The organism is Pseudomonas brenneri (assembly GCF_007858285.1).
Lineage (GTDB): Bacteria > Pseudomonadota > Gammaproteobacteria > Pseudomonadales > Pseudomonadaceae > Aquipseudomonas > Aquipseudomonas brenneri.
Genome location: NZ_VFIL01000006.1, coordinates 208,475 through 231,665 on the forward strand (window position 1 = coordinate 208,475; position 23,191 = coordinate 231,665).

Here is a 23,191-nt window from a genome sequence, read left to right on the forward strand (position 1 = left end):
GTCGCCGCATTCATGGTTTCTGTAGGAAATGTTCACTTTGTGACACATCTCGATACTTTCATGAATGTTCACGAAGGCGTAGGCTGCGCGTTCATTTCGCCAGCACCCAGACAATGCTCCAACAATTTCTGAATGACTTTGGCTACTTTGCCCTCTTCCTGGGGACGTTCTTCGAAGGTGAGACCATTCTGGTGCTCGCGGGCTTCCTGGCGTTCCGCGGATACATGGATATCAACGTGGTGGTGGTGGTTGCGTTCTTCGGCAGCTATGCCGGCGACCAGCTCTGGTATTTCATGGGCCGTAAACATGGGCGCAAATTGCTGGCGCGCAAACCGCGCTGGCAACTGCTGGGCGATCGGGCGCTGGAGCATATCCGCCGGCATCCGGATATCTGGGTCCTGAGTTTCCGCTTCGTGTATGGCCTGCGCACAGTGATGCCCGTGGCCATTGGCCTGTCAGGCTACCCGCCGGGACGCTATCTGTTGCTCAACGGCATTGGCGCGGCGATCTGGGCGGCAGCGCTGGGCGCGGCGGCCTACCACTTCGGCGCCGTGCTCGAAGGCATGCTGGGCAGCGTCAAGAAGTACGAGCTGTGGGTGCTCGGCGCCTTGCTCTTGCTCGGTCTGGGCTTATGGTTGCGCCGGCGCATCCGTAATGCCCGCCTGGCGCGGGAAAACTGCGCCGCCGAGAAAGCCCAGTTGGCGCAGGTACAGGCCGAAGCGAAAAAGCCCGAGTCTACGACACCCGCCGAGTAAGTCGGCCCGATGAGGCACCGCCTGCGGCAATGCGCTGGCCAAGGCAGCTTGTGCCACCCACTCTCGGTGCGCCGGGTATCACTGCACCATTGCGCATAGAACTGCAGGTTGGCCCACGGCGGGTTCCAACTGGCCAGCGGCGTGGCCACGCCAAAGATCACCGCCTCGTTTTCGTCCTCCTCCTGTGAAGGAGCAAAAACCATGGGCAAATCCGGTCAATTATTGTTACATCAAGATTAGGTGCAATGGCCGGATGCCCTATTGGCAATGAGCGACAAATAAGTAGACATTTAACGCCATAAATCAGGAGAAATGCCCATGAGCAAAAAGATTGCAGTGATCCTTTCCGGCTGTGGCGTGTACGACGGCGCTGAAATCCATGAAAGTGTGATCACTTTGTTGCGCCTGGACCAGCGCGGCGCTCAGGTTCAGTGCTTTGCCCCGAACATTGCGCAACACCATGTGATCAACCATCTCACCGGCGAAGAAATGCCCGAGTCACGCAATGTGCTGGTGGAGTCGGCGCGCATAGCGCGGGGTGAAGTGAAGGATATTCGCGAAGCCAACGTTGAAGAGTTCGACGCGCTGATCGTGCCCGGTGGGTTTGGCGCAGCCAAGAACCTGTCGAACTTTGCCGTTGAAGGCGCTGGTTGCAGCGTCAACCCGGACGTACTGGCGCTGGCCGAAGCCTTTGCCGAAGCGGGCAAGCCCGTGGGGCTGATCTGCATCTCGCCGGCGCTGGCAGCGAAAATCTACGGCCCAGGCGTGGTGTGCACCATCGGCAACGATGCTGGCACGGCAGCAGCCCTGGACAAGATGGGCGCCACCCACCAGGAATGCGCGGTGGACGAGATCGTCGAAGACAAGGCGCGCAAACTGGTGAGCACACCGGCCTACATGTTGGCCAAAAACATCAGCGAAGTGGCCTCAGGCATCAACAAGTTGGTGGACCGGGTGCTGGAACTGACCCACGAGAACGACGCCTGACCCGCCCCCTGTAGGAGCCCGGCTTGCCGGCGATAGCATCACCTCGGTGTCACTGACAGACCGAGGCGTCTGCATCGCAGGCAAGCCAGCTCCTACAGAAGCCGGCACCGGCGATCAGGCCACCCGGCGCTTCTCGGCCAGCCGGCTGCGGCTGTACAACACCACAATCGCAATGATCGCCACTGCCTGGGCACTCAACGAATACGCATCGGCATGGATGCCCAGCCAGTCAAAGTCAAAGAACGCCACCGGCCGGGTGCCGAAGATACCGGCCTCCTGCAACGCCTTGACGCCATGCCCGGCGAACACCACCGACAGCGCGCACAGCAGCGCCGCGTTGATCCCGAAGAACAGCGCCAATGGCAGCTTCGCCGAGCCGCGCAGGATGATCCACGCCAACCCCATCAATAGCACCAGCGCCGTGGCGCCACCGGCCAGGACGGCGTTGTGTCCGGCGGGGCCGGCCTGTAGCCACAGGGTTTCGTAGAACAGGATCACTTCGAACAGTTCGCGGTATACCGAGAAGAACGCCAGTATCGCAAAACCAAAACGCCCACCACCGCCCACCAGACTGCTCTTGATGTAGTCCTGCCAGGCGGCCGCGTGGCGGCGGTCGTGCATCCACACACCCAGCCACAGCACCATCACGCTGGCAAACAGCGCCGTGCAGCCTTCCAGCAACTCGCGCTGGGCGCCGCTGACGTCAATCACATAGGCCGCCAGGGCCCAGGTCGCTGCACCGGCCACCAATGCCAGGGCCCAACCGACGTTGACGCTGCGCACCGCCGACTGCTGGCCGGTGTTACGCAGGAAGGCGAGAATCGCCGCCAGTACCAGAATCGCCTCCAGCCCTTCACGCAGCAGAATCAGCAAGCCCGAGATGTAGCTCAACGACCAGCTCAGGCCATCGCCGCCCAACAAGCCGGCAGCTTCAGTGAGTTTGCCCTTGGCCACGTCCAGGCGCTGCTGGACTTGTTCGATCGGCAGAGCGTCCTGCAACGACTGCCGATAGGCCATCAAGGCTTTCTCAGTGTCCTTGCGCACGTTGGCATCGACGTTATCCAGGGAGCTTTCTACCAGCTCGAAGCCTTCCAGATACGCGGCTACCGACAGGTCGTAGGCCTGTTCATGCTCGCCACTGCGAAACGCCGCCAGGCTCTTATCCAGCGTGGCAGCGGTGTAGTCCAGCAATTGCGCCGGGCCACGCTGGACCTGCGGCGGCTGCGCCCGTTGCGCACGGAATACACGCACGGCGTCCGGGCCTTCGGCGGCCAGCACTTCTTCCGGAGTCTGGCGGGCCAGGTCCGCCAGGTTGAAGGATTTTTCGCTTTTCGCCGCAGCCGGGTCAGCGGTGAAGCCCGCGATGTAGGTCGCCAGGTCCCAGCGCTGACGGTCATCCAACTGGTCGGCGAACGACGGCATATCGGTGCCTTCGACGCCCAGGCCCAGGGTGTTGTAGATGCCGTAGAGGCTCAGGCGGTCCAGGCGCTGCGCATCGCGCAGGTTGGCCGGCGGCGGTGTCATGCCGACACCGGCCGGGCCATCCCCCGCCCCGGCGTCACCGTGGCACACCGAGCAATGCTGGGCGTACAGCGGCGCACCGCGGGTCGGGTCCGGGGTAATGGCCGGCGCCTGGCTGACTTCATAGGCCACCGCCAATTGCGCACCTAACTGCCGCGCCTGACGTGCGACTGCGTTGCCATCCTGGTGACGGGTGACGGCGGCCAACAGTTCATCGACGCCCTTGACCAGGCCTGCGCGCTCGGGCTTGTCCGGCAGCTCGGCCACCAACCCCTGCAATACACCGAGAAATTCCACCTGTTCCTGGTATTCGGACTCATCGACCACCTTGCCCGCCTCCACCGTCGGCGGATAGTCAGCGCCGATATAGTCCAGTAAATGCAGGGCCTGGGGCGCACCTTCTGCGGTGGCCGCCAGCAGATTGAAGCTGCACGACACCAACGCCGGCAACAACAGCCAGGCGAGAAAACGGGAGGGGGCAGTCATGAATGACTCTCAAATGGAAACAAGAAGTAACACATTGTCGAATTTTAATCGGTTTGACTCAAGGCGTTAGTGCTTTTCCCGCCGAAATGACGTGCTCCGATAGTGGCACAAGCCTTTCACAATGGAGCTTAAAAGCCATTGTTTTGCCAGTAGCGCAGCCTATAATGCGCCGCCTTCGTTATCGCGAAACGGCATTTGTGCTCCTCTTTTTATGAGGAATATGTGGGAAAGGCTTTTCCTGCAATTGGTTATTCGGCCCGACCAGCCCCTTCGGCCGATTACGCTCAGGGAAGCAGCACCTCAATGGCATCTCGCGTCTTCATCTCCCTTGCCCTCGCCGCAGTTACGCTGCTGTCGGGTTGTTCGATGTTCCGCAGTTACGACACAGAACTGCAAGCCACCAACCAACAGTTGGCCAGCGGCAACGTCGACGGCGCATTGACCCTGCTGGAAAAAAACAACAGCAGCGACGACAAGGACCTTCTCTACTACTTCGAGAAAGGCGAATTGCTGCGCGCCAAGGGCGACCTGGCCGGCAGCCAGGCCGCCTGGCACCGGGCGGACCTGGCGGTGTACAAGTGGGAAGAGGCGGTCAAGTTCGACACCGAGCGCTACCTTTCGCAATTCGGCAGCTTCCTGGTCAATGACAAAGTGCGGCGCTACGAAGGCTATGACTACGAAAAAGTCATGCTCACCACCCAGATGGCGCTCAACCTGCTGGCGGTCAATGACTTCGACGGCGCCCGCACCGAGATCAAGAAAACCCACGAACGCGAAGCCGTGATCGCCGAGTTGCGGGACAAGGAATACCTCAAGCGCGAAAACGAGGCCGAACGCCAGGGCGTGGCCACGCAGTTCAAGGACCTGCGCGGCTATCCGGTAGAAAGCCTCGACGCGCCGGACGTGGTGGGCCTGAAGAACAGCTACCAGAGTGCGTTCAGCCATTACCTGGCCGGCTTCGTCTACGAAGCCCTGGGCGAAAAAGACCTGGCCGCGCCGGGCTATCGCAAGGCCGCCGAACTGCGCCCCAACACGCCGCTGCTGGAACAGGCCCTGCTCGATCTGGACGCCTCAGCCGTAGCGGCTGACGAAAGCGACGTGCTGATCGTGGTCCAGAGCGGCCTGGCGCCGGCGCGCGACTCGATCCGCCTGCCACTGCCGATCCCCATCGACGGGCATTGGGTGATCACACCGCTGTCGTTTCCGGTGATCAAGCCAGACACCTCGACAGCCACCTTCGCCCAGATCGGTGTCGATGGCCGGCAACAGAACCTCACAGCCCTCAACAGCACCACCGCCATGTCCCGCCGTGCCCTGCGCGACGATATGCCGGGGATCATCCTGCGCACCACCGTGCGCGCCATCAGCCGTGGCGTGACGCAAAAGAACCTGAACCAGACCAACCCAATGGCCGGTCTGGTACTGGGCATCGCCTCCGCTGTCACCGAGGGCGCCGATACCCGCACCTGGCGCACCCTGCCGGACATGACCCAGGTCGCACGCCTGCGCCTCAAGCATGGCGAGCACCAGGTGAGCCTGCCCAATGCCCTGGGCGGCACCCTGGTGACGGTCAAGGCCGAACAACGCCATCAGGTGATCACCTTGCGCGTGGTCGGCAACCAGGTATTCGCCAGCAACCCGGCCCAGGCTGTCGCCAGTCTCAAACAACCTTAAGGAGCACGTTATGCGTCATTTTATCCTCGGCGCCCTGGCGCTGGTCTTCCTCGCCGGTTGCGCCACCCCGCCGCCGGAGCCGGGCAGCGCCGCGAGCAAAGTCGTGGTGATGGGCAAGTTCAAGGGCATCGCCGTCGGCGCGATTCGCGTGGCTCGCGAGAACGGCTTCCTGACCGCCAAGGTGCAACTGAGCAACATCACCAGCAGCAACCAGATGATGTATTACCGCTTCGCCTGGCTGGGCGCCGATGGCTTCCCGGTGGGCGATGAAGAAACCTGGAAAGTGCTGAACCTCTATGCCAACCAGGCCACCTTCCTGCCGGCCATCGCCAATCTGCCCCATGCCGCCGATTTCCGCCTTGAAGTGAAAACGCCTTGAGTCTGCCCCCTATTCAGCTTTCGAGAGACTTTCCCATGCTTGCACGCTTTTCGTTCCTCGCCGTAGTCGCCGTCCTGGCCAGCGGTTGCGCCAACACCTCGCCGGTCATCGGCGGCAAAAACATCAGCTACGGCGATACCAAGGCCGTGGAACTGGTGACCAACGAGTTCGGCTCCACCGACTTGCAGATGATCGCCGAAAGCATGACCCGCTCCCTGGCGCAGTCCGGCATTCTCCAGGGCCGCCCGGTGGTGCAGGTGTATGACGTGAAGAACAAGACCAGCGAGTATATCGATACCCGCGAGATCACCACCTCGATCAAGACGCAGTTGATGAAAACCGGCACCGCCCGCTTCGCCAGCGACAACACCGATATGCAAAGCCAGGTTGACCAGCTCAAGCTGCAAAACCAGAGCGGCCTGTACAAGAAATCCACGGTCAGCAAGACCGGCAACATGATTGCCGCCAAGTACCGCCTGGAAGGCTCCATCAGTTCCATCGTCAAGCGCAGCGCCGACTACAAGGACGTGTTCTACAAGTTCAGCCTGCAACTGGTCGACGTCGAAAGCGGCCTGGCCGAATGGATGGACGAAAAAGAAATCCGCAAGACCACGGAGCGCTAAGCCATGCGCCTATGGATCGGCCTGCTCGGCCTGCTGTGCGCCTTTGGCGCCTCGGCGGCCCCCAAGATCGCCGTCACTGACCTGGCGTACGAAGCCCGCGTAGAGGAATACATCCACGCAGTCTCGGCCAGCAACAACTTCCAGGCCAGCGCCTATAACGCCAGCGGCGCCTCCAGCTACAGCGAGTTCGAAAGCCGCAGCAGCTACATCGAACAGGGCGAACTGCGCAAATTCAGCGGCGATATCAAGGGCGAGATTCTCAAGTCGCGCCAATTCCAACTGGTCCAGGGCACGCCCTACACCAGCGAAGCCAAGGGCGATGTGTACGACGTGATCAAGCGGATCAAGGCCGGCCACTTCAAGGGCGCGGACTATGTGCTGTTCGGCACCTTGTCGGACATCGGCTTCACCCGGGACATCAACGCCCTGGATCGCACCAGCAGCTATTCGGCAGTGCTGGGGCTGAGCGTGGTGGCGGACTTCAGTCTGATCAACACCCGCACCTATGAAATCACCTCGGCGTTTACCGCCATGGGTGAGGGCCAGGACACCAAGCTGGTGAGCAGTCGTGATGTGCGCGTGAACCTGAACCGGCCACGGGTGGTGAGGGAAGTGTCGAAAGCCTTGGGTGAGGACGTGGCACGCCAGCTACAAGAGCAACTGGGCGGCGGCGATCAAGAGCCCGGCCAGCCGGCATTGCGCAACAACCTGCCAAGGGACGAAGCGCCGAAGATCCTGCGCTGAGCCTCAATGGCTCGGCTAGCACACATCAATGTGGGAGCTGGCTTGCCTGCTCCCACAGTTTTGATTGGGTTTATTCCGTCAGGCGGTGGCGCGGTGCAAGCTGGCCAGGAACGCCGCAGCGCCCACGAACAACCCGGCAAACGTGCGGTTCACGCGCTTCTGCTGCTTGGGCGTGCGCAACAGGCGCAACACTTTCGATGCCAACCCGGTGTAGCCGGCCATTACGATCATATCCACGCCGATCATCGTCGCGCCGAGGATCAGGTACTGGATCAGCAGCGGCGCCTGCGGGTTCACGAACTGCGGCAGTACCGCCAGCATGAAGACCAGGGCCTTGGGGTTGCTGGCGTTCACCAGAAAACCACGGAACATCATCGCCATGGGCTTGCCAATAGGGCGCACGGCAGCGTCATCGGTCATATCCATGGGCAAGGCACGCCATTGCTTGACGGCCAGGTACACGAGGTAGGCCACGCCGAACCATTTGATCGCGTAGAAGGCGGTAGACGATGCCGCAAGCACTGCCCCAAGGCCGCCGGCAACCACGGCAATCTGCATCGCCAAGCCCAGCTGCAGGCCGATGGCGTTCCAGTAACCGCGCACAAAGCCGTATTGCAGGCCACTGGACATCGAAGCGATGGCACCCGCACCGGGAGAGAGACTGATGATCCAACTGGCCAGGAAAAAGGCCAGCCATGTGTCGAGCGCCATTACACACCTCGTAGCAAATTCGTTGTGAGCACTAAGCTAACTCCGAGGGCCGAGGGCTGGCTAGAGAATTTTAAGGCAGGGGGCTGATATCGCTGCCGCGCCAGCGGCGTACCGCGCGCTGGAAGAACAGGCTGTTGGGCACTTGCACCACAGCGCTGTCGGTACCCGCCTCAGCCACTTCGATCAGCGTGGTGTAAAGCAGGTTGATCGCGATCACCCGGCCTTTGACGCCCGGCTTGTCGACGGTATCCACCAACTCGACCACATCACCCAGGCGAAACGGCCCGACGGTGAAAATCAAAATCGCACACAGCAGGTTGGACAACACCGACCACATGGCAAAGAACGCCACGGCCGCCACGGCCACAAAGCCTGACAGTGCGGTCCACAGCACAGTGGCCGAAACCCCCAGGCGTTCGAGGACAAAGATCAGCGCACTGCCCATGATCAGCCAGCGCAGACCACCACGCAGCGGCATCAGCAGTTGCGGCGGGAACGGGTAGCGCTCGCCCAGGCGCGTCAGGCCCTTGGCGACAAAACGCTGGGTCAGGTAGCCCGCCAGCAGGATCAACAGGATTTGCACGCCAACCCAGATCGGTTCGATCCATTGCGCCGGCAGTGGCAGTTGCAAGGCTTCCATCAGGACAGCGCCTCCAGCTCCGCTTGCAGACCTTCCAGCAATTCGAGGGCTTCCATCCAGGTTTCCTCCAGTTGCCCTTCGCGCACCTTGAGCTTGGCCTGTTCGGCCAGCAGGTCGCGCAGTTCATCCTTGCGTGCCGCTTCGTACACGGCGCTGTCACCGAGGCTGGCCTCGATCTTGGCCAGGCGCTCGTGGACTTTGCCCAACTCGGCTTCCAGTTTGTCGGCTTCACGCTTGTGCGGCGCCAGTTGCTGACGCAGCGCAGCAGCGGCCTGGCGCTGGGCTTTCTTGTCGGTCTTGTCCGGGTTGACCGGGGTGTTGCTGACCGGCGCGTTACGCAGGCGATACTCGGTCAACCAACGGGCGTAGTCGTCCAGGTCACCATCGAACTCTTCGACTTTGCCATCGGCCACCAGCAGGAAGTTATCAGTGGTGCTCTTGAGCAAGTGGCGGTCGTGAGACACCACCAGTACCGCACCACTGAATTCCTGCAGGGCCATGGTCAGCGCCAGGCGCATTTCCAGGTCCAGGTGGTTGGTCGGTTCGTCGAGCAACAGCAGGTTCGGCCGGTCCCAGGCGATCAGCGCCAGGGCCAGGCGGGCCTTTTCGCCGCCGGAGAAATTCAGCACCGGCTCGTCGATGCGCGCGCCACGGAAGTCGAAACCACCGAGGAAGTCGCGCAGGGTCTGCTCGCGCTCGGTCGGCGCCAGGCGCTGCAAATGCAACAGCGGGCTGGCCTTGGCGTCGAGGGAGTCCAACTGATGCTGGGCGAAGTAGCCCACCACCAGGTTCTCGCCACGGGTCAGGCGGCCGGCCAGGGGTTGCAGCTCACCGGAAAGATTTTTGATCAGCGTCGACTTGCCCGCGCCGTTAGGCCCGAGCAAACCAATGCGCGCACCCGGGGTGAGCTGCAGCTTGACCTTCTCCAGGATGGTTTTGTCGCCATAACCCAGGCGTGCATCCGAGAGGTCGAGCAAGGGGCTGGAGATTTTCACCGATTCGCGGAACACGAAGTCGAACGGCGAATCGACGTGGGCCGCCGACAGTTCTTCCATGCGCTCCAGGGCCTTGATCCGGCTCTGGGCCTGGCGGGCCTTGGTGGCCTGGGCCTTGAACCGGGCGATATAACTTTCCATGTGCGCCCGCTGCGCCTGCTGCTTCTCGAAGGCCTGTTGTTGCTGGGCCAGGCGTTCGGCACGGGCACGCTCGAATGCCGAGTAACCACCGCGATAGAGGGTGATTTTTTTCTGTTCGACATGGGCGATGTTATCGACCACGGCGTCGAGGAAGTCCCGGTCGTGGGAAATCAGCAGCAAGGTGCCTTGGTAGTTCTTGAGAAAATCTTCCAGCCACAGGATCGCATCGAGGTCCAAGTGGTTGGTCGGTTCGTCGAGCAGCAACAGGTCCGACGGGCACATCAGGGCCTGGGCCAGGTTCAGGCGCATGCGCCAGCCACCGGAGAAGTCGGCGACCGGGCGATCCATCTGTTCATTGGTGAACCCGAGGCCGGCGAGCATCTTGCGCGCGCGGGCGTCGGCGGTGTAGCCGTCGGCACTGTCGAGTTCCGAGTGCAGGCGAGCCTGCGCGGCACCGTCCTGGGCTTTCTCGGCCTCGGCCAAGTCGTGTTGCACCTGGCGCAGGCGCAGGTCGCCATCGAGCACGTAGTCGATCGCGATGCGGTCCAGGGTGTCGATCTCCTGGCGCATATGAGCGATACGCCAGTCGGCTGGCAGCAGGCAGTCCCCGGAATCCGGGGTCAGCTCACCGAGCAACAGGGCGAACAACGTGGATTTGCCGGCGCCATTGGCACCGATCAGGCCGGCTTTGTGACCGGCGTGCAGGGTCAGCTCGGCGTCTTCAAGAAGACGTTGCGGGCCACGCTGTAATGTTAGGCTTTGAAGTCGGATCATAATGGCGGCGGAGTCTACCAGCTTCGTTGGCCGCTGGCTTGGGTGTGAATATGTGCGCTGACCTGTGGAGCTTTGCTCTTTCGACCTACGCCCGTGCGGGCGTGGAAGACACGTGCCTGCGCTTGCAGGAACAAGGGGCGGATGTGTGCCTGTTGTTGTGTGGGCTGTGGCTGGAGCAACGCGGGGCCGTACCTGAGCCTGAACGTGTGCGGGCGCTGCGAACAATTGCCGAGCCCTGGCAGGTAACCGTAGTGGAGCCCTTGCGCAAGGTACGCAAGCAATGGCGCGCTATGGCGCAGCAGGATGCCGGGCTGGGAGCGTTGCGCGAGCAGGTCAAGGCCCTGGAACTGGAAGCCGAACGGCAGTTGCTGTTACGTCTGGAGGCGTTGGCACAGGCTTGGCCAACGGGAGGAAGCGCCACGGATCAGAAATGGCTTGAAGGACTGGCGACCGAGGCCGCCAACCTCGACCACGGCGCGCTGCATCAACTGCGCGCCGCGGCCACCGGCACTTAGGAAGCGCTGGTTGGGGTGGTGCCTGGTGCTACCGGGGCAGACGTGCTGCTGGCCGGTGCAGTTGTAGCGGCTGGAGCGGCAGGGGTCGCTGGTTTGGCAGCAGCTGGAGCTGGCGCTGGTTTGGCGGCTGGTTTCGCAGCAACAGGTTTGGCAGCTGGCTTGGCAGCAGCAGGTTTGGCAGCCGGCTTGGCGGCTGGTTTCGCGACAGCAGCTTTAGCAACTGGCTTGGCGGCTGGTTTCGCGGCAGCAGCTTTAGCAACTGGCTTGGCGGCTGGTTTCGCGGCAGCAGCTTTAGCAACTGGCTTGGCGGCTGGTTTCGCGGCAGCAGCTTTAGCAACTGGCTTGGCGGCTGGTTTCGCAGCAGCAGTTTTAGCAGCAGGCTTGGCGGCTGGTTTCGCGGCAGCGGTTTTAGCAGCGGGCTTGGCGGCTGGTTTTGCGGCAGCAGTTTTAGCAGCGGGCTTGGCGGCTGGTTTTGCGGCAGCGGTTTTAGCAGCGGGCTTGGCGGCTGGTTTCGCGGCAGCCGTTTTAGCAACTGGCTTGGCGGCTGGTTTTGCGGCAGCAGTTTTAGCAACTGGCTTGGCGGCTGGTTTCGCAGCAGCGGTTTTAGCAGCTGGCTTGGCGGCTGGTTTTGCGGCAGCAGTTTTAGCAACTGGCTTGGCGGCTGGTTTCGCAGCAGCGGTTTTAGCAGTTGGCTTGGCGGCTGGTTTCGCAGCAGCGGTTTTAGCAGCTGGCTTGGCGGCTGGTTTCACAGGCGCTTTTTTAGCAGCAGGCTTGGCCGCAACTTTAGCCGGTGCCTTGGCAGCAACTGCCTTGGCCGGTGTACGAGTGCTCAACACTTTAGCCACCGCTTCTTTCACGCGACCAACGCCCTGCGCCAGTTTCAGGCTCTCTTGGGCATCGCGCTTGAGTTGAAGGATGTAGGTGCGGGTTTCGGATTGACGATCCTTGAGGGCATCGAGCAAGTCCTCAAGTTCTTTTACGGCGCCCTTGGCTTTGGTTTGTGCCTTGGCTTTGCCGGCGGTCGCGGCATCTTGCAGTTTGGTGCGGGATTTATGCAGTTTTTCCTGAGCCTTGCCGCGTTGCTTTTCCAGCTTGGCGAGCAATTTCTCTGCATCAGCCAAGGCTTGTGAGCAAGCGCTTTCCAAATGTTCGAGCAGGCTGCCCGAGAGTTGTTGGAGCAAGTGCAACGGGGTATTAACAGGCTTCTGTTTGGCCGACATGGTTTACCTCCTGGCTGACGTGGGTGCGGCTCATACTAGCCCTCTGCTCTTACCGCCGCTAGGGCATGTTGACAGTATCGAATGCGTTGCGTTGCACCGCACAGAAATTCTTATCGATATAACGAAAAACCACTCCGTTATTTACCCCTCCACACTGGCATAATCCACCGCACTTTCGGCTGGAGAATACCCATGTCGCGTTACCTTTTTTTCATCCTGGGTTTGTCGCTTTCAGTGGCCAACGCGAGTGAGCCGGCGGCGTCCAAAGACAGCCACGACCTGGCCTACAGCCTGGGCGCCAGCCTGGGTGAACGCCTGCGCCAGGAAGTTCCCGACCTGCAGATACAGGCCTTGCTCGACGGCCTCAAACAAGCCTATCAAGGCAAGCCCCTGGCACTGGATGACGCACGCATCGAACAGATTCTGGCCCAGCACGAAGCGCAGGCAAGCATCGAGTCACAGGTGCCGCAAAGCGAAAAGGCACTGGCCGCCGAACAGAAATTTCTCAGCACGGAAAAAGCCAAGTCCGGCGTGCGTGAATTGGCTGACGGCATCCTGCTCACCGAACTGACTCCCGGCAGCGGGAAAAAACCGGGCGCCAATGACCGTGTGCAAGTGAAGTATGTTGGACGATTGCCCGATGGGACGATTTTCGATCAGAGCACGCAGCCCCAATGGTTTCGCCTGGACAGCGTGATCAGCGGCTGGCAAAGCGCGCTGCAACAGATGCCGGTAGGCGCAAAATGGCGCCTGGTGATTCCTTCTGCACAGGCCTATGGCGCAGACGGTGCGGGCCAGTTGATCGCACCTTACACACCACTGGTTTTCGAGATTGAGTTGCTCGCCACAGGTGCCTGAACCCAACGAAAAACGGTGCGCCATGCGCACCGTTTTATGTCTTGCCGCCGGGGCTCAAGCCTGGGTTGCAGGCTCTTCCTTGTGGGCGTTGTGCAGCACTTCGATCAGGCAGTCTTCCAGCTCGAAACGCTCATGGAGCAGGCCGCCAAGCTCTTTGAATTTCGCGGCAACGCACTCGCCCTTGTCACAGAGGTCGTTGAAGGCGAGGAGCTTTTCGGTGATGACATCAATGCGCGGGTAAATGGTCTCGGCCAATTCCAGGCCACGTTGGTCATCGAAAGCCTCGGCCTCCTTGGTCAGTTGCTCATAGACCCCGAAGTGCCCTGCCGAAACGTAATCCACCAGCACTCCACAGAATTCCTGCAAAGGCCCACGGTTCTCAGCCAACGCCTCAGGCTTCTCGCCAAGCGCATCAAAGGAGCGGACCAGTTCGTGACGTGCCTTCAACCAGCTATCGATCAGCTTGTGCACACCACCCCAGCGTTCCTGAGCATTCTGACAACTTTCCAACATGATGATCTCTTCCCTTATGGGCGGTGCCGCTTTTGCCCGCGCAACACTTCGAGGATAAAGCGGCAACCGGACAACGCCGCATCGAACAAACTGTTTCAATAACGCGTGCGGGCCAGATTATGCCCGCATGACTATGGCTTCAAGGTACGCAGACCAGAAAGTTCATACAAGTGTTTAATCCCTTCCTACGCCCCAACACACCCAATCAGTGCTTCACGAACCGCAAACCCTGACCGGACAACAAGCGGGAAAACTGCGTTGCCCCCAGTATCAGCATGGCCACGAAGAACAGCAGGCTCCATTCCGGAATGCTCAGGTCGAACAACGTCCAGTTGATTTCCACACAGTCGACGGTGCCCTTGAATGCCAATTGCAGAGCTTGCCCCAGCGACAGGTTATCGATCATGTACTCCAGGCTTGGCCAGCAGTTGGGCATCTGGTCAGGGGGGATGTTCTGCAATAACACCTGGCGCACCGCCGTCACTGCACCGAGCAACGCACACCCCGTGCTCGCCGCCCAATACAGGTAAATGCCTACACGCCTGGGGCCATGGATCGCTGCTATCAGGTTGATCAGCGTGAACACCGCCAACAGGCTGCGCTGGATCAGGCACAGGAAACAAGGTCGCAAAAGAGCCCCGTATTCCAGATAAAAAGACGCGCCCAACGTCAACACACCGGCCATGAACGCCAGGAAGAACAAGGAGCGTGAGGGGGCCAAAGACATTGTTTATCCGCAACGCAAGAGATAGGTAGTTACGGTAGAGGAAAGACCTTACCCCTTTCAATACGCGCTGGAGCAGACGCTTCCGCGAGATTGCAGGGATATCCCGTCAGAGGGCAGGTAACTTTACGCGGTGCCGTGTGGGAAACCACCTCAAGCCCCTGAAGCCCGCAAAACCGAAGGATTTTGAAGAGTTGGTTGCCAGATGCTTCTGAGCCAACCCTTCAAAATATCCTACGTTAAACCCGGGCAGGCACCGGTAGCGGTGAAGCCAGCAGGCGACTGTCCAACAGACCCAGGCCCTCCTGGAACAGTTGATTACTGCGCTCGGTATCACCCAACTGCGCCAGCAACCGCGCCAACTCGGCACAGGCCTCGGGGTTGCGTTGCGCCTGCAGGCTGCTTTCCAGATAGTCCCGCGCCTTGCCCCACAAACTGTTTTGCAGGCAGAGCCGACCCAGCGTCAGCAACAGGCTGGCATCCCCCGGATGGTCCTTGAGCCAGCCTTCGGCGAATTTCAACTGGCGGGCCGGATCCCCACCGCGCAGCAGGCCATACAAGCGGATCAGGTGACTGTCGTAACCGCGCTTGATCGCGCCACGCAAAGCCTCCTCGGCCTTGGTATCGGCGCCCAGTTGACGCAATTGTTCGGCATAAGCCAGCACCAGTTGCGGCTCCTGGCGCTGGGCCGAGGTCAATTGCTGCCAGGCCCGCTCAAGGGATTGCAGGCCGGCTTCACCGTGCTCTTCGCGCTGGACGGCCAGGCTCAGGTTTTCACCCCAGGCCCGGCGCTCCAGATCCGCCAGCTCGGTGGCGGGCAGTACTTTATCCTTGCGCAGTTCCGGCAATAACCGGATCACCGAGGACCAGTCACCCCGCTGCTGGTGCAAGCGCTGGAGCTGACGCAACACCTGGGCGTTGTGCGGATGGCGCTCATGCATGGCCTGTAGCGTCACCAGGGCGGCATCCGTGTCGCCACGGTCCATCTGCAACTGTGCGTGGCTCAAAGCAATGGCCAACTCGGCCTGGGGCTGACGCTCCAGGGCACGCTCCAGCAAGCTGTCAGACTCTTCATAACGCCCCTGCTCGTTGGCTGCCCGGGCCGCACCAAGGTAATACAGCAAGGGTTGGCGCTCAGCTTGCGCAGCACGGTGCAAATGCCGCTCCGCACTGGCCCAACGCCCTTCCGCCAGGTCCATCTGACCCTGTTCGATAGCCACCTGCACCCGCCGGCTACGGTTGCGCCGCGACCAGGGATTGACCACGCCACCGGAGGTCGTCACCAGGCCCAGCAGCACCCGCAGCAGGTAGATCGCCAGACCGACGACAAACACCGCCACCAGGGTCGACCACAGGCCAGACTCGTAATGCAGCACATGGGGATAGCTGATCAGCACATAGCCGGTGTGTTTCGAGATGCCCACCGCCAGCGCCAGGGCGAGCGCAATCGCCAGCACGAGGATCACATAGAAACGCTTCATCGGCGTTACTCCTGGGTCGCCGGCTTACCGGCGGAAGCCTTGGCTTCGTCGGCAGACAGATGGCGGCGTTCAAGGTAAGCCTGCACCGCAGACAAACTCGCGGCGAGGTCCGGTGTCACCACCGAGACGGCCTTGGGCTCAAGCTCGGTGATGCGCGCCAGCATGGCCTGGCTTTGCGGGTTGTCCTGGTTGAAGTTGCCCTGCAACACACTGCGGGCCTCACCCAACGCGCGGGCGTACACCGCTGGCTCGCCATTGAGCGCAGCCCATTGTGCTTGCTCAAGCGCCAGGCTCAGGGCCAATCGCACCTGGTTCAGGCCTTGGCCTGCCAGCAGCGGACGGATGTTGTCGTCGGGGTTGAAATCGATGCGGAAGTAGCGGGAAATCTGCTCCCACCATTGGCTCCAGCGACTGTCCGTATCGGTAGTCGGGCGGCCCTGTGCGGTTTCTTGAAGCTGGAACTCCGGGGAAACGGCGGCCAACTGCACCACCTGGTCACGCAAGGCAGCCAACTGCAAGTACAGCCCGGTACGATCCGGCTGCTCGACACTGCGCAACGCCGCCAGGCTCTTGGCCAACTGCTCACGGGCGGCGTAGGAGCCGGGGTCACTCTGCTCACGCAGGATCTCATCGGCGCCCTGCACCAGCGCCTGGGCACTGTTGATGTCCTGCAGCGCTGACAGGCGCAGGCTGGCCAGACGCAACAAGTGCTCGGCCTCAGCCAGGCGCCAATCCTTGCGGCTGGCGCCCAGGACGGTTTCCAAACGCTGGTTCAGGCGTTGCTGGTCGCCCTGCAACTGCGCCACCAACCGACGGCGCTCCTCCAACTCATCAGCGCCCGGCAATTGTGCCAGGCGTGCGGCCAACTGCTGTTGTGCCTGCTTGATGCCCTGGGCTTGTTCGTCCAGGGTCTGTACCTGGCCAAACTGCTGCTGGCTGCTGGCTTGCAGGGCCCGGACCTGCCAGATCCCCCAGCCGCCGGCCGCAACACCTGCGGCACCGAGCAACAAGGCGAGGACCGCCAGGCCGTTACCACGGCGAGGCGCAGTGACCGGGGTCTCAACAGGCGCATCAAGCGCAGGCTGAGCTTCATCTTTAGGCAAGGCTGTTTCGCTCACGTGTCCATCCTTTGCGTTATTAGAGAGTGGGAACGGGCTGGCTCCGTAACGCCACTAGCAAAGCCGCGGCACTGGCACCGCGACAATCCACAACTTTTTCCGCGCCCGCCGCCCGCGCCATTTCGGCGACGCGTGGACTGGGCACGAACAACGGCAACTGTGCCACGCGTGGCCAATCGGTGCCGGCGAGCGCTTGCAGATGTAAAAAACCCTGCCCACTGCTGACCACCACGCCGTTCAAGCGTTCCACTTCAATGCGCTGCATCAGCACACCGGTGTCGTAGGCCGGAAGAAAACGACGATACAACTCCAGATAATCGACACTAGCACCTTGGCCGCGTAAACGCTCAGCCAGCAACTCGCGCCCACCCTGCCCGCGCAGGATCAAGACACGGGCAGCGTCGACAGCGACAGCCTCGCGCAACCTGGGCAAAGCAAGCAAGGCCTCGCTGTCATCCCCAAGCTCGGGGTAACTCACGTCCAGGTCATGCTCGGCCAGGACCTGGGCTGTTGCCGCACCGACGCTGAACCACGGCAAGCTCGGCACCGCTGGCGCGTATCGATCGAGCAATTGCAGCGCCAGGCGCGCGGCCGGCTTGCTCACGACGATCACTGCGCAATAGCGATCCAGGTCCTGGAAAACCACCGAGTGTTCGCCAGCAAAGGGCAAGGCTTCGGTTTCCAGCAACGCCAGGCTGCTGCTGAAGATACCGGCATCAGACAGCGACACCGCCAGGGCTGCCGATTCCTCCGCAGGCCGTGTCAGCAGCACACGCCAGCCGGTCACTGCGGACCGGCCTCGCCATAGACTTTTTGCAGAATGGCACCGGCGCCTTTTGCCAGGAGTTCTTCGGCCACCTGGACACCCAGGTTCGCGGCGTCGGCTTGTGGCCCGCGGATTTCGGCAGTGAGCAGCAAGCCGCCGTCGGGGTCGCCCACCAGGCCGCGCAGCCAGAGGTTATCGCCCTCAAGCACCGCGTAACAGGCGATCGGCACCTGGCAACCACCGTTGAGGTGTTTGTTCAAGGCACGCTCGGCGGTGACGCGAATTTCGGTTTGCTGGTGATCCAGAGGCTTGAGCAGCGCCTGGATTTCGCGGTCAGCGGTGCGGCATTCGATACCGACGGCACCCTGGCCACCCGCAGGCAGGCTGTCCTCGACACTGATGGCCGAGGTGATGCGATCCTCAAAACCCAGGCGGATCAGGCCGGCTGCAGCCAGGATGATCGCGTCGTACTCGCCGGCATCCAGCTTGGCCAGGCGAGTGTTGACGTTGCCCCGCAGGAAACGGATTTGCAGGTCTGGGCGGCGGGTCAGCAGTTGCGCCTGGCGACGCAGGCTGGAGGTGCCGACGATGCTGCCCAGCGGCAGCTCATCCAGGGAGGCGTAGGTATTGGACACGAAGGCATCACGCGGGTCTTCACGCTCGCAGATGCAATACAGGCCCAGGCCCTCAGGAAAATCCATCGGCACGTCTTTCATCGAGTGCACGGCGATGTCGGCTTCATTCTCCAACAGGGCGGTTTCCAGCTCCTTGACGAACAGGCCCTTGCCACCGATTTTCGACAGCGGCGAGTCGAGCAGCTTGTCGCCGCGACTGACCATGGGTACCAGGGACACCGTGAGGCCCGGATGGGCCTGCTCAAGGCGGGCTTTGACGTATTCGGCCTGCCACAAGGCCAGGGCGCTTTTACGGGTGGCGATGCGGATTTCGCGAGAGGACATGGATCAATCCGTACTGAATAGATACGGCAGATAATAACAGCTCAGGCACAAGCGCCTTGATTTGAATCAGCAAGTGCGGGGCCTCCCTGGCCGCATCGCACCGGGATATGGGACATGAACATCGCCGCAACCCTTGGGCTAAAGCTGCTGCATCATCTTGCGCACACCTGCGACATGGCGCCGGCTGACGATCAACGCGTCGCCGTTAAGCCCTTTGAGGAATAACTGGAAATGCCCCAGGGGCGTGCGCTGCAGGCGCTCGATGCGCTCGCGGGCCACCAGCGCATTGCGGTGGATACGCACGAAGCGCTCGCCGAATTCATCTTCCAGGGCCTTGAGCGGCTCATCGAGCAGCACTTCACCGTGCTCGTGACGCAAGGTCACGTACTTGTGATCGGCAATAAAATAAACCACCTGATCCACAGGAATCAGCTCAATGCCCTTGCGGGTCCTGGCGCTGATGTGGCTGCGCGGGCCGTTGCCACTTTGCGCTGCGGGCTGGGTCAGGGCGGCAAGCTGGACGCGATTGGGTCGCTCCGCCTTCTTCAAGGCCTTGAGCACTGCATCGGCAGAGACCGGTTTGACCAGGAAGCTGACACCACTGGCCGCCAGGGCATCCGAGGAAAATTCCTCCTCGGTGGCGCACAACACCAGTGCTGGCGGCGACTCGCGCTCGCTCAACCGGGCGGCTACCTGCAAGCCATCGAGGCCCGGCATGCGGATATCGAGGAGCACGACATCCGGCTTCAAGCTTTCGATCAAGGTCAAGGCCTCGTCGCCACTTGCGGCGCTCGGCTCTAGGGCAGTGTATCCCTCAAGCTCACTGACCATACGGTTCAGTCGCTCGCGGGCTTGGGGTTCGTCATCAACGATCAGGACATTCATATTGCGCTGGATTCCTGCGTGAGTCTCGCACAAGGATAGCGTAGACAGGTGCGGTGACTTCCGTCACGGCGATCCACGCTAAGACTAGCGGGAGCGGCAAAAAGTGCCCCGAGAGCGGCACCAATATTTACCCGGACCTGCTCAATACCGCCAGAAGCCCGATACCGCAGGGCATCGTCATAGGGTTTGCTGATACACAATATGAACACCCCCTCTACTTTATGGTTAGCCTGGAGTTCGACTTCACCACCCGGCAATGGTGCACTGCACCCCTGTCAGTGGAACTGTAGACGCTCATGAAGACGATATAGCTCAATCGTCAAATATCGTTTCAATAAACACCCCATGTTTACCTCAGGAATCGCCCGCGTTAAAGCCCTTGTGCAATCCTGCCTCCAGTCTCATCCCGGACGCGGTCGACGGCAAGGCACTTTGCCATCCATCAAACAAATAAAAATGCCGATGCGGCGTATCAACGCCTCCACGGGCAACCCTGTTATTATCGACGGCACACTTTCATGCCCTCTTTTAAGCAGATCACGAGCGAATCCATGAGCACCGACAAGACCAACCAGTCCTGGGGCGGCCGCTTCAGTGAGCCCGTCGACGCCTTCGTCGCGCGCTTCACCGCCTCCGTCACCTTCGACCAGCGCCTCTATCGCCACGACATCATGGGCTCCATCGCCCACGCCACCATGCTGGCCAAGGTCGGCGTGCTGACCGATGCCGAGCGCGACAGCATCATTGATGGCCTGACCACCATCCGTGGCGAAATCGAGGCTGGCACCTTCGACTGGCGCGTGGACCTTGAAGATGTGCACATGAACATCGAAGCCCGCCTGACTGACCGTATCGGCGTGACGGGCAAGAAGCTGCACACCGGACGTAGCCGCAACGACCAGGTGGCCACCGATATCCGCCTGTGGCTGCGCGATGAAATCGACCTGATCCTGGGCGAAATCACCCGCCTGCAAAAAGGCCTGCTGGAACAGGCCGAGCGTGAATCGGACACCATCATGCCCGGTTTCACCCACCTGCAGACCGCGCAGCCCGTGACTTTCGGCCACCACCTGCTGGCCTGGTTCGAAATGCTCAGCCGCGACTACGAGCGCCTGGTCGATTGCCGCAAACGCGCCAACCGCATGCCGCTGGGCAGCGCCGCGCTGGCGGGCACCACCTACCCGATCGACCGCGAATACACCGCGCAACTGCTGGGTTTTGACGCAGTAGGCGGCAACTCCCTTGACGGCGTGTCGGATCGTGACTTCGCCATTGAGTTCTGCGCCGCGGCCAGCATCGCGATGATGCACTTGTCGCGGTTCTCCGAAGAACTGGTGCTGTGGACCAGCGCGCAGTTCCAGTTCATCGACCTGCCGGATCGTTTCTGCACCGGCAGCTCGATCATGCCGCAAAAGAAAAACCCTGACGTGCCAGAGCTGGTTCGTGGCAAGAGCGGCCGTGTTTTCGGTGCCTTGATGGGCCTGCTGACCCTGATGAAGGGCCAGCCCCTGGCCTACAACAAGGACAACCAGGAAGACAAGGAACCGCTGTTCGACGCCGCCGACACCCTGCGCGACTCGCTGCGCGCGTTTGCCGACATGATCCCGGCGATCAAGCCCAAGCACGCGATCATGCGTGAAGCGGCCCTGCGCGGTTTCTCCACCGCCACTGACCTTGCGGACTACCTGGTGCGCCGTGGCCTGCCGTTCCGTGACTGCCATGAAATCGTTGGCCATGCTGTGAAATACGGCGTGGACACCGGCAAGGATCTGGCGGAAATGAGCCTGGAAGAGCTGCGTAAGTTCAGCGACCAGATCGAGCAGGACGTGTTCGCGGTGCTGACCCTGGAAGGTTCGGTGAATGCCCGCAACCACATCGGCGGCACCGCACCGGCCCAGGTCAAGGCCGCCGCTGCGCGCGGCCAGGCACTGCTCGCCAGCCGCTAACAACTGGCAGTCCAAAATGTGGGAGCGGGCTTGCTCGCGAAGGCGGCGGATCAGTCAATTTATATACCGACTGCCACAACGCTATCGCGAGCAAGCCCGCTCCCACCGTTATTACTTCTTCGCCGCGATCATCGCCATGAAGGCTGGCATCGCCGCCTCCTTGTCCGCCGCCACTCGCTGGGCGTTAGGCATGTCTTGCAGCTTCTTCAGCAAGGCCTTGGCCTGCGGAAACTCAGCCAACAGATCCAGGCCAAACAGCTTCCCACCGACCGCACACGCCAAGTCCACGCTGTACAGGAAGTACAAGTCGGCCAACGTAAGACTCTCCCCCGCCACATACGGCGCAAACTTGCCGTGGCGCCCCAGCGACGCAATCCCCAGCAGCAGCTCGGCCCTGGACTTGTCCTTGATCGCTTCTGGCACCGACATGCCAAAGAACGCCTCGGCATAACACGCGCGGGCTGGCAGTTCGATGTACAACTCGATTTCCCTGCACAACGCCAACACCTGGGCACGCTGGAACGCATCGCCAGGCAGCAGGGCCGGGCCCGACTGTGTCTGTTCGAGGTATTCGAGAATCACGCTGGTTTCGTTGATGAAGCCTTTTTCGACCTTCAGCACCGGCACCTTGCCGCGCGGGCTCACCGCCAGGGCTTCGGGGGTTTGCCCGGCATAAAACGGCACTTCCTCGAAGGGCAAGCCCTTTTCCAGGAGCGCCAGCTTGACCATGTTGTAGTAGTTACTGACCGAAAATCCGTAGAGCTTGAGCATCACAAAGCCTCCAGGCCGTGCAGGGGGTTGGCTGGGTAGGTTATAGATCGTGATGAGCCGTCTGACCAGCAGCATCACCTGGCTGAATGGGGGTAAACTGGCGCCCTTTCCTGACAGGAGGCTGCCATGAGCGAGCCAACCGATATCGACAACGACGAAGAAGAGTTCGCCGAGTCCACCCTGACCCAAGCGATCGAAAACCAGATCGAAAGCGAAAACCCGCCTGCGGCCAAGGCCACGTTCAACAAGCTGACCCTGGTGGGCTACGAGCGCGAAGACATCCTGAACCTGATGGCCCACGTGCTGGCCGTCGAAATCGACGCGATGCTGGAAGAAGACCGCCCGTTCAATACCGATTGGTATGAAACGGCGCTGCGCGCACTGCCAGAGCTGCCGCCCGAAAACCAGTGACCCTGCCCTTGTAGGAGCGAGCTTGTTCGCGAAAAACCTGAGCGCGCTGCGGTTACTCAACTGCCCCGCGTCAACGTTAGCGCTTTTCGCGAGCAAGCTCGCGCCTACACACTGGACAGTTCGCTCAAGTACGTTCACCTTAGGCTCTGCTAGCGTCTGACAATTCCTAGAACGTCTGGAGTCCTTATGTCGTATACCCCTGAGTTGGTTGCCGAACTGGAAATCCTTGTACTTTTCCCCCTGGATAGCACTCATGAAGGTCTGAAAGTCCACCAGACCGCCGCTCCAACTGCCATTGCTGCTGCCAAGCGCCTGTTCGAGAAAAAACTGATCGACCAGCCAGATGGCGGCTACCTGACCAGCCTGGGTCGTGACGCTGCCGAACAAGCCCAGACCTTGCTGACGATTCTGACCACCGCGACCACCAAAGAAGCCGCTTGATACCTCGTATCGCCCACGGGATCCTCTGTTCATGGATTCCGCGGGCACTCCTGCGCCCGCGATAAAATTCTGACGTCAAAAACAGATTCCTCTTAAACCTCCTACGATTCTGTCTGTAAACTCCTACACGGCTGCCCACGCCGGGCCCTGCGA

24 protein-coding genes and 1 pseudogene are annotated in these 23,191 nt (G+C 61.2%); 11 read left to right on the top strand and 14 right to left on the bottom strand.

Going from position 1 to position 23,191, the window contains the following annotated elements; all coding sequences use genetic code 11:
• The first annotated feature begins 113 nt into the window (after positions 1 to 113).
• Positions 114 to 755: a DedA family protein gene (locus FJD34_RS15180; protein WP_065942427.1), complete on the top strand. Its 642-nt coding sequence runs from the start codon at positions 114 to 116 to the stop codon at positions 753 to 755.
• A 44-nt stretch (positions 756 to 799) separates the two neighbouring features.
• Here FJD34_RS15180 and FJD34_RS28945 read toward each other — a convergent pair.
• Positions 800 to 955, bottom strand: a pseudogene (locus FJD34_RS28945) (sterol desaturase family protein); the annotation flags it as partial.
• 118 nt (positions 956 to 1,073) lie between these two features.
• On the opposite strand from FJD34_RS28945, the gene elbB reads away from it, so the two are divergent.
• Positions 1,074 to 1,742, top strand: a complete 669-nt coding sequence (gene elbB / locus FJD34_RS15185; RefSeq protein WP_065942428.1) for an isoprenoid biosynthesis glyoxalase ElbB — start codon at positions 1,074 to 1,076, stop codon at positions 1,740 to 1,742.
• A gap of 114 nt (positions 1,743 to 1,856) precedes the next feature.
• Here elbB and FJD34_RS15190 read toward each other — a convergent pair whose 3' ends face one another.
• Complete coding sequence (locus tag FJD34_RS15190) at positions 1,857 to 3,749, bottom strand: FTR1 family protein (RefSeq protein ID WP_032856939.1); 1,893 nt, start codon at positions 3,747 to 3,749, stop codon at positions 1,857 to 1,859.
• 303 nt (positions 3,750 to 4,052) lie between these two features.
• Between FJD34_RS15190 and FJD34_RS15195 the strand changes: the two genes are divergently transcribed.
• The 4 genes from FJD34_RS15195 to FJD34_RS15210 are packed head-to-tail and all read left to right on the top strand — an operon-like array spanning position 4,053 to position 7,169.
• Positions 4,053 to 5,423: a COG3014 family protein gene (locus tag FJD34_RS15195; RefSeq protein WP_090292388.1), complete on the top strand. Its 1,371-nt coding sequence runs from the start codon at positions 4,053 to 4,055 to the stop codon at positions 5,421 to 5,423.
• 10 nt (positions 5,424 to 5,433) lie between these two features.
• Positions 5,434 to 5,802, top strand: coding sequence for a YcfL family protein (locus tag FJD34_RS15200; RefSeq protein WP_090292390.1), 369 nt, complete (start codon positions 5,434 to 5,436; stop codon positions 5,800 to 5,802).
• A gap of 35 nt (positions 5,803 to 5,837) precedes the next feature.
• Positions 5,838 to 6,425 carry a penicillin-binding protein activator LpoB gene (gene lpoB / locus FJD34_RS15205; protein ID WP_032856934.1) on the top strand — a complete coding sequence of 196 codons (588 nt, stop codon included), beginning with the start codon at positions 5,838 to 5,840 and terminating at the stop codon, positions 6,423 to 6,425.
• Between the two features lie 3 nt (positions 6,426 to 6,428).
• Complete coding sequence (locus FJD34_RS15210) at positions 6,429 to 7,169, top strand: penicillin-binding protein activator LpoB (protein WP_090292391.1); 741 nt, start codon at positions 6,429 to 6,431, stop codon at positions 7,167 to 7,169.
• A 78-nt stretch (positions 7,170 to 7,247) separates the two neighbouring features.
• On the opposite strand, the gene FJD34_RS15215 is transcribed toward FJD34_RS15210, so the two are convergent.
• The 3 genes from FJD34_RS15215 to FJD34_RS15225 all read right to left on the bottom strand — a co-directional run bounded on the left by FJD34_RS15215 (position 7,248) and on the right by FJD34_RS15225 (position 10,430).
• Entirely contained in the window at positions 7,248 to 7,880 is a 633-nt protein-coding gene (locus FJD34_RS15215; RefSeq protein ID WP_032856931.1) for a LysE family transporter, read from the bottom strand.
• A gap of 70 nt (positions 7,881 to 7,950) precedes the next feature.
• The gene (locus tag FJD34_RS15220; protein ID WP_032856930.1) at positions 7,951 to 8,520 is read right to left on the bottom strand and encodes a mechanosensitive ion channel family protein; all 570 of its coding nucleotides are present in this window, start codon (positions 8,518 to 8,520) and stop codon (positions 7,951 to 7,953) included.
• Positions 8,520 to 10,430 carry an ATP-binding cassette domain-containing protein gene (locus FJD34_RS15225; RefSeq protein WP_065943601.1) on the bottom strand — a complete coding sequence of 637 codons (1,911 nt, stop codon included), beginning with the start codon at positions 10,428 to 10,430 and terminating at the stop codon, positions 8,520 to 8,522. The genes FJD34_RS15220 and FJD34_RS15225 overlap by 1 nt, the downstream gene beginning before the upstream one ends.
• 50 nt (positions 10,431 to 10,480) lie before the next feature.
• On the opposite strand from FJD34_RS15225, the gene FJD34_RS15230 reads away from it, so the two are divergent.
• Positions 10,481 to 10,945 carry a TIGR02444 family protein gene (locus FJD34_RS15230; RefSeq protein WP_090292394.1) on the top strand — a complete coding sequence of 155 codons (465 nt, stop codon included), beginning with the start codon at positions 10,481 to 10,483 and terminating at the stop codon, positions 10,943 to 10,945.
• Here the strand turns inward: FJD34_RS15230 and FJD34_RS15235 are convergent.
• The gene (locus FJD34_RS15235) at positions 10,942 to 12,165 is read right to left on the bottom strand and encodes an AlgP family protein (protein WP_090292396.1); all 1,224 of its coding nucleotides are present in this window, start codon (positions 12,163 to 12,165) and stop codon (positions 10,942 to 10,944) included. The genes FJD34_RS15230 and FJD34_RS15235 overlap by 4 nt on opposite strands.
• A gap of 192 nt (positions 12,166 to 12,357) precedes the next feature.
• Here FJD34_RS15235 and FJD34_RS15240 point away from each other — a divergent pair, with 192 nt between their 5' ends.
• The gene (locus FJD34_RS15240; RefSeq protein ID WP_032856921.1) at positions 12,358 to 13,023 is read left to right on the top strand and encodes an FKBP-type peptidyl-prolyl cis-trans isomerase; all 666 of its coding nucleotides are present in this window, start codon (positions 12,358 to 12,360) and stop codon (positions 13,021 to 13,023) included.
• Positions 13,024 to 13,077: 54 nt separating this feature from the next.
• Here FJD34_RS15240 and FJD34_RS15245 read toward each other — a convergent pair whose 3' ends face one another.
• From FJD34_RS15245 to FJD34_RS15275, 7 genes are all read right to left on the bottom strand, one after another.
• The gene (locus tag FJD34_RS15245; protein ID WP_032856919.1) at positions 13,078 to 13,536 is read right to left on the bottom strand and encodes an Rsd/AlgQ family anti-sigma factor; all 459 of its coding nucleotides are present in this window, start codon (positions 13,534 to 13,536) and stop codon (positions 13,078 to 13,080) included.
• Between the two features lie 205 nt (positions 13,537 to 13,741).
• Positions 13,742 to 14,263 carry a disulfide bond formation protein B gene (locus tag FJD34_RS15250; protein WP_032856918.1) on the bottom strand — a complete coding sequence of 174 codons (522 nt, stop codon included), beginning with the start codon at positions 14,261 to 14,263 and terminating at the stop codon, positions 13,742 to 13,744.
• A gap of 236 nt (positions 14,264 to 14,499) precedes the next feature.
• A complete protein-coding gene (locus tag FJD34_RS15255; protein WP_090292398.1) occupies positions 14,500 to 15,741 on the bottom strand; it encodes a heme biosynthesis protein HemY in 1,242 nt (413 codons plus the stop codon).
• 5 nt (positions 15,742 to 15,746) lie between these two features.
• Positions 15,747 to 16,859: a uroporphyrinogen-III C-methyltransferase gene (locus tag FJD34_RS15260; protein ID WP_090292400.1), complete on the bottom strand. Its 1,113-nt coding sequence runs from the start codon at positions 16,857 to 16,859 to the stop codon at positions 15,747 to 15,749.
• Between the two features lie 19 nt (positions 16,860 to 16,878).
• Positions 16,879 to 17,646, bottom strand: a complete 768-nt coding sequence (locus FJD34_RS15265; RefSeq protein ID WP_090292402.1) for a uroporphyrinogen-III synthase — start codon at positions 17,644 to 17,646, stop codon at positions 16,879 to 16,881.
• Positions 17,643 to 18,584, bottom strand: a complete 942-nt coding sequence (gene hemC / locus FJD34_RS15270; RefSeq protein WP_032856911.1) for a hydroxymethylbilane synthase — start codon at positions 18,582 to 18,584, stop codon at positions 17,643 to 17,645. The genes FJD34_RS15265 and hemC overlap by 4 nt, the downstream gene beginning before the upstream one ends.
• A gap of 138 nt (positions 18,585 to 18,722) precedes the next feature.
• Positions 18,723 to 19,469 (bottom strand): LytR/AlgR family response regulator transcription factor, encoded by a 747-nt coding sequence (locus FJD34_RS15275; protein ID WP_032856909.1) that lies wholly within the window; start codon positions 19,467 to 19,469, stop codon positions 18,723 to 18,725.
• 551 nt (positions 19,470 to 20,020) lie between these two features.
• On the opposite strand from FJD34_RS15275, the gene argH reads away from it, so the two are divergent.
• On the top strand, positions 20,021 to 21,415 hold the full coding sequence (gene argH, locus FJD34_RS15280; protein ID WP_032856907.1) for an argininosuccinate lyase: 1,395 nt from the start codon (positions 20,021 to 20,023) through the stop codon (positions 21,413 to 21,415).
• 111 nt (positions 21,416 to 21,526) lie between these two features.
• Here the strand turns inward: argH and FJD34_RS15285 are convergent, their stop codons facing one another.
• Positions 21,527 to 22,186, bottom strand: coding sequence for a glutathione S-transferase family protein (locus FJD34_RS15285; RefSeq protein ID WP_032856905.1), 660 nt, complete (start codon positions 22,184 to 22,186; stop codon positions 21,527 to 21,529).
• Between the two features lie 126 nt (positions 22,187 to 22,312).
• Here FJD34_RS15285 and FJD34_RS15290 point away from each other — a divergent pair, with 126 nt between their 5' ends.
• Together FJD34_RS15290 and FJD34_RS15295 are read left to right on the top strand one after the other, a co-directional pair.
• Complete coding sequence (locus FJD34_RS15290; protein ID WP_090292404.1) at positions 22,313 to 22,597, top strand: hypothetical protein; 285 nt, start codon at positions 22,313 to 22,315, stop codon at positions 22,595 to 22,597.
• 186 nt (positions 22,598 to 22,783) lie between these two features.
• Positions 22,784 to 23,038, top strand: coding sequence for a TIGR02647 family protein (locus FJD34_RS15295; protein ID WP_032856902.1), 255 nt, complete (start codon positions 22,784 to 22,786; stop codon positions 23,036 to 23,038).
• Positions 23,039 to 23,191: the final 153 nt, after the last annotated feature.

Coding starts and splice junctions, on each gene's coding strand:
- FJD34_RS15180 (WP_065942427.1), top strand. CDS start 114: ATGCTCCAACAATTTCTGAATGACTTTGGCTACTTTGCCCTCTTCCTG.
- elbB (WP_065942428.1), top strand. CDS start 1,074: ATGAGCAAAAAGATTGCAGTGATCCTTTCCGGCTGTGGCGTGTACGAC.
- FJD34_RS15190 (WP_032856939.1), bottom strand. CDS start 3,749: ATGACTGCCCCCTCCCGTTTTCTCGCCTGGCTGTTGTTGCCGGCGTTG.
- FJD34_RS15195 (WP_090292388.1), top strand. CDS start 4,053: ATGGCATCTCGCGTCTTCATCTCCCTTGCCCTCGCCGCAGTTACGCTG.
- FJD34_RS15200 (WP_090292390.1), top strand. CDS start 5,434: ATGCGTCATTTTATCCTCGGCGCCCTGGCGCTGGTCTTCCTCGCCGGT.
- lpoB (WP_032856934.1), top strand. CDS start 5,838: ATGCTTGCACGCTTTTCGTTCCTCGCCGTAGTCGCCGTCCTGGCCAGC.
- FJD34_RS15210 (WP_090292391.1), top strand. CDS start 6,429: ATGCGCCTATGGATCGGCCTGCTCGGCCTGCTGTGCGCCTTTGGCGCC.
- FJD34_RS15215 (WP_032856931.1), bottom strand. CDS start 7,880: ATGGCGCTCGACACATGGCTGGCCTTTTTCCTGGCCAGTTGGATCATC.
- FJD34_RS15220 (WP_032856930.1), bottom strand. CDS start 8,520: ATGGAAGCCTTGCAACTGCCACTGCCGGCGCAATGGATCGAACCGATC.
- FJD34_RS15225 (WP_065943601.1), bottom strand. CDS start 10,430: ATGATCCGACTTCAAAGCCTAACATTACAGCGTGGCCCGCAACGTCTT.
- FJD34_RS15230 (WP_090292394.1), top strand. CDS start 10,481: ATGTGCGCTGACCTGTGGAGCTTTGCTCTTTCGACCTACGCCCGTGCG.
- FJD34_RS15235 (WP_090292396.1), bottom strand. CDS start 12,165: ATGTCGGCCAAACAGAAGCCTGTTAATACCCCGTTGCACTTGCTCCAA.
- FJD34_RS15240 (WP_032856921.1), top strand. CDS start 12,358: ATGTCGCGTTACCTTTTTTTCATCCTGGGTTTGTCGCTTTCAGTGGCC.
- FJD34_RS15245 (WP_032856919.1), bottom strand. CDS start 13,536: ATGTTGGAAAGTTGTCAGAATGCTCAGGAACGCTGGGGTGGTGTGCAC.
- FJD34_RS15250 (WP_032856918.1), bottom strand. CDS start 14,263: ATGTCTTTGGCCCCCTCACGCTCCTTGTTCTTCCTGGCGTTCATGGCC.
- FJD34_RS15255 (WP_090292398.1), bottom strand. CDS start 15,741: ATGAAGCGTTTCTATGTGATCCTCGTGCTGGCGATTGCGCTCGCCCTG.
- hemC (WP_032856911.1), bottom strand. CDS start 18,584: ATGTCCTCTCGCGAAATCCGCATCGCCACCCGTAAAAGCGCCCTGGCC.
- FJD34_RS15275 (WP_032856909.1), bottom strand. CDS start 19,469: ATGAATGTCCTGATCGTTGATGACGAACCCCAAGCCCGCGAGCGACTG.
- argH (WP_032856907.1), top strand. CDS start 20,021: ATGAGCACCGACAAGACCAACCAGTCCTGGGGCGGCCGCTTCAGTGAG.
- FJD34_RS15285 (WP_032856905.1), bottom strand. CDS start 22,186: ATGCTCAAGCTCTACGGATTTTCGGTCAGTAACTACTACAACATGGTC.
- FJD34_RS15290 (WP_090292404.1), top strand. CDS start 22,313: ATGAGCGAGCCAACCGATATCGACAACGACGAAGAAGAGTTCGCCGAG.
- FJD34_RS15295 (WP_032856902.1), top strand. CDS start 22,784: ATGTCGTATACCCCTGAGTTGGTTGCCGAACTGGAAATCCTTGTACTT.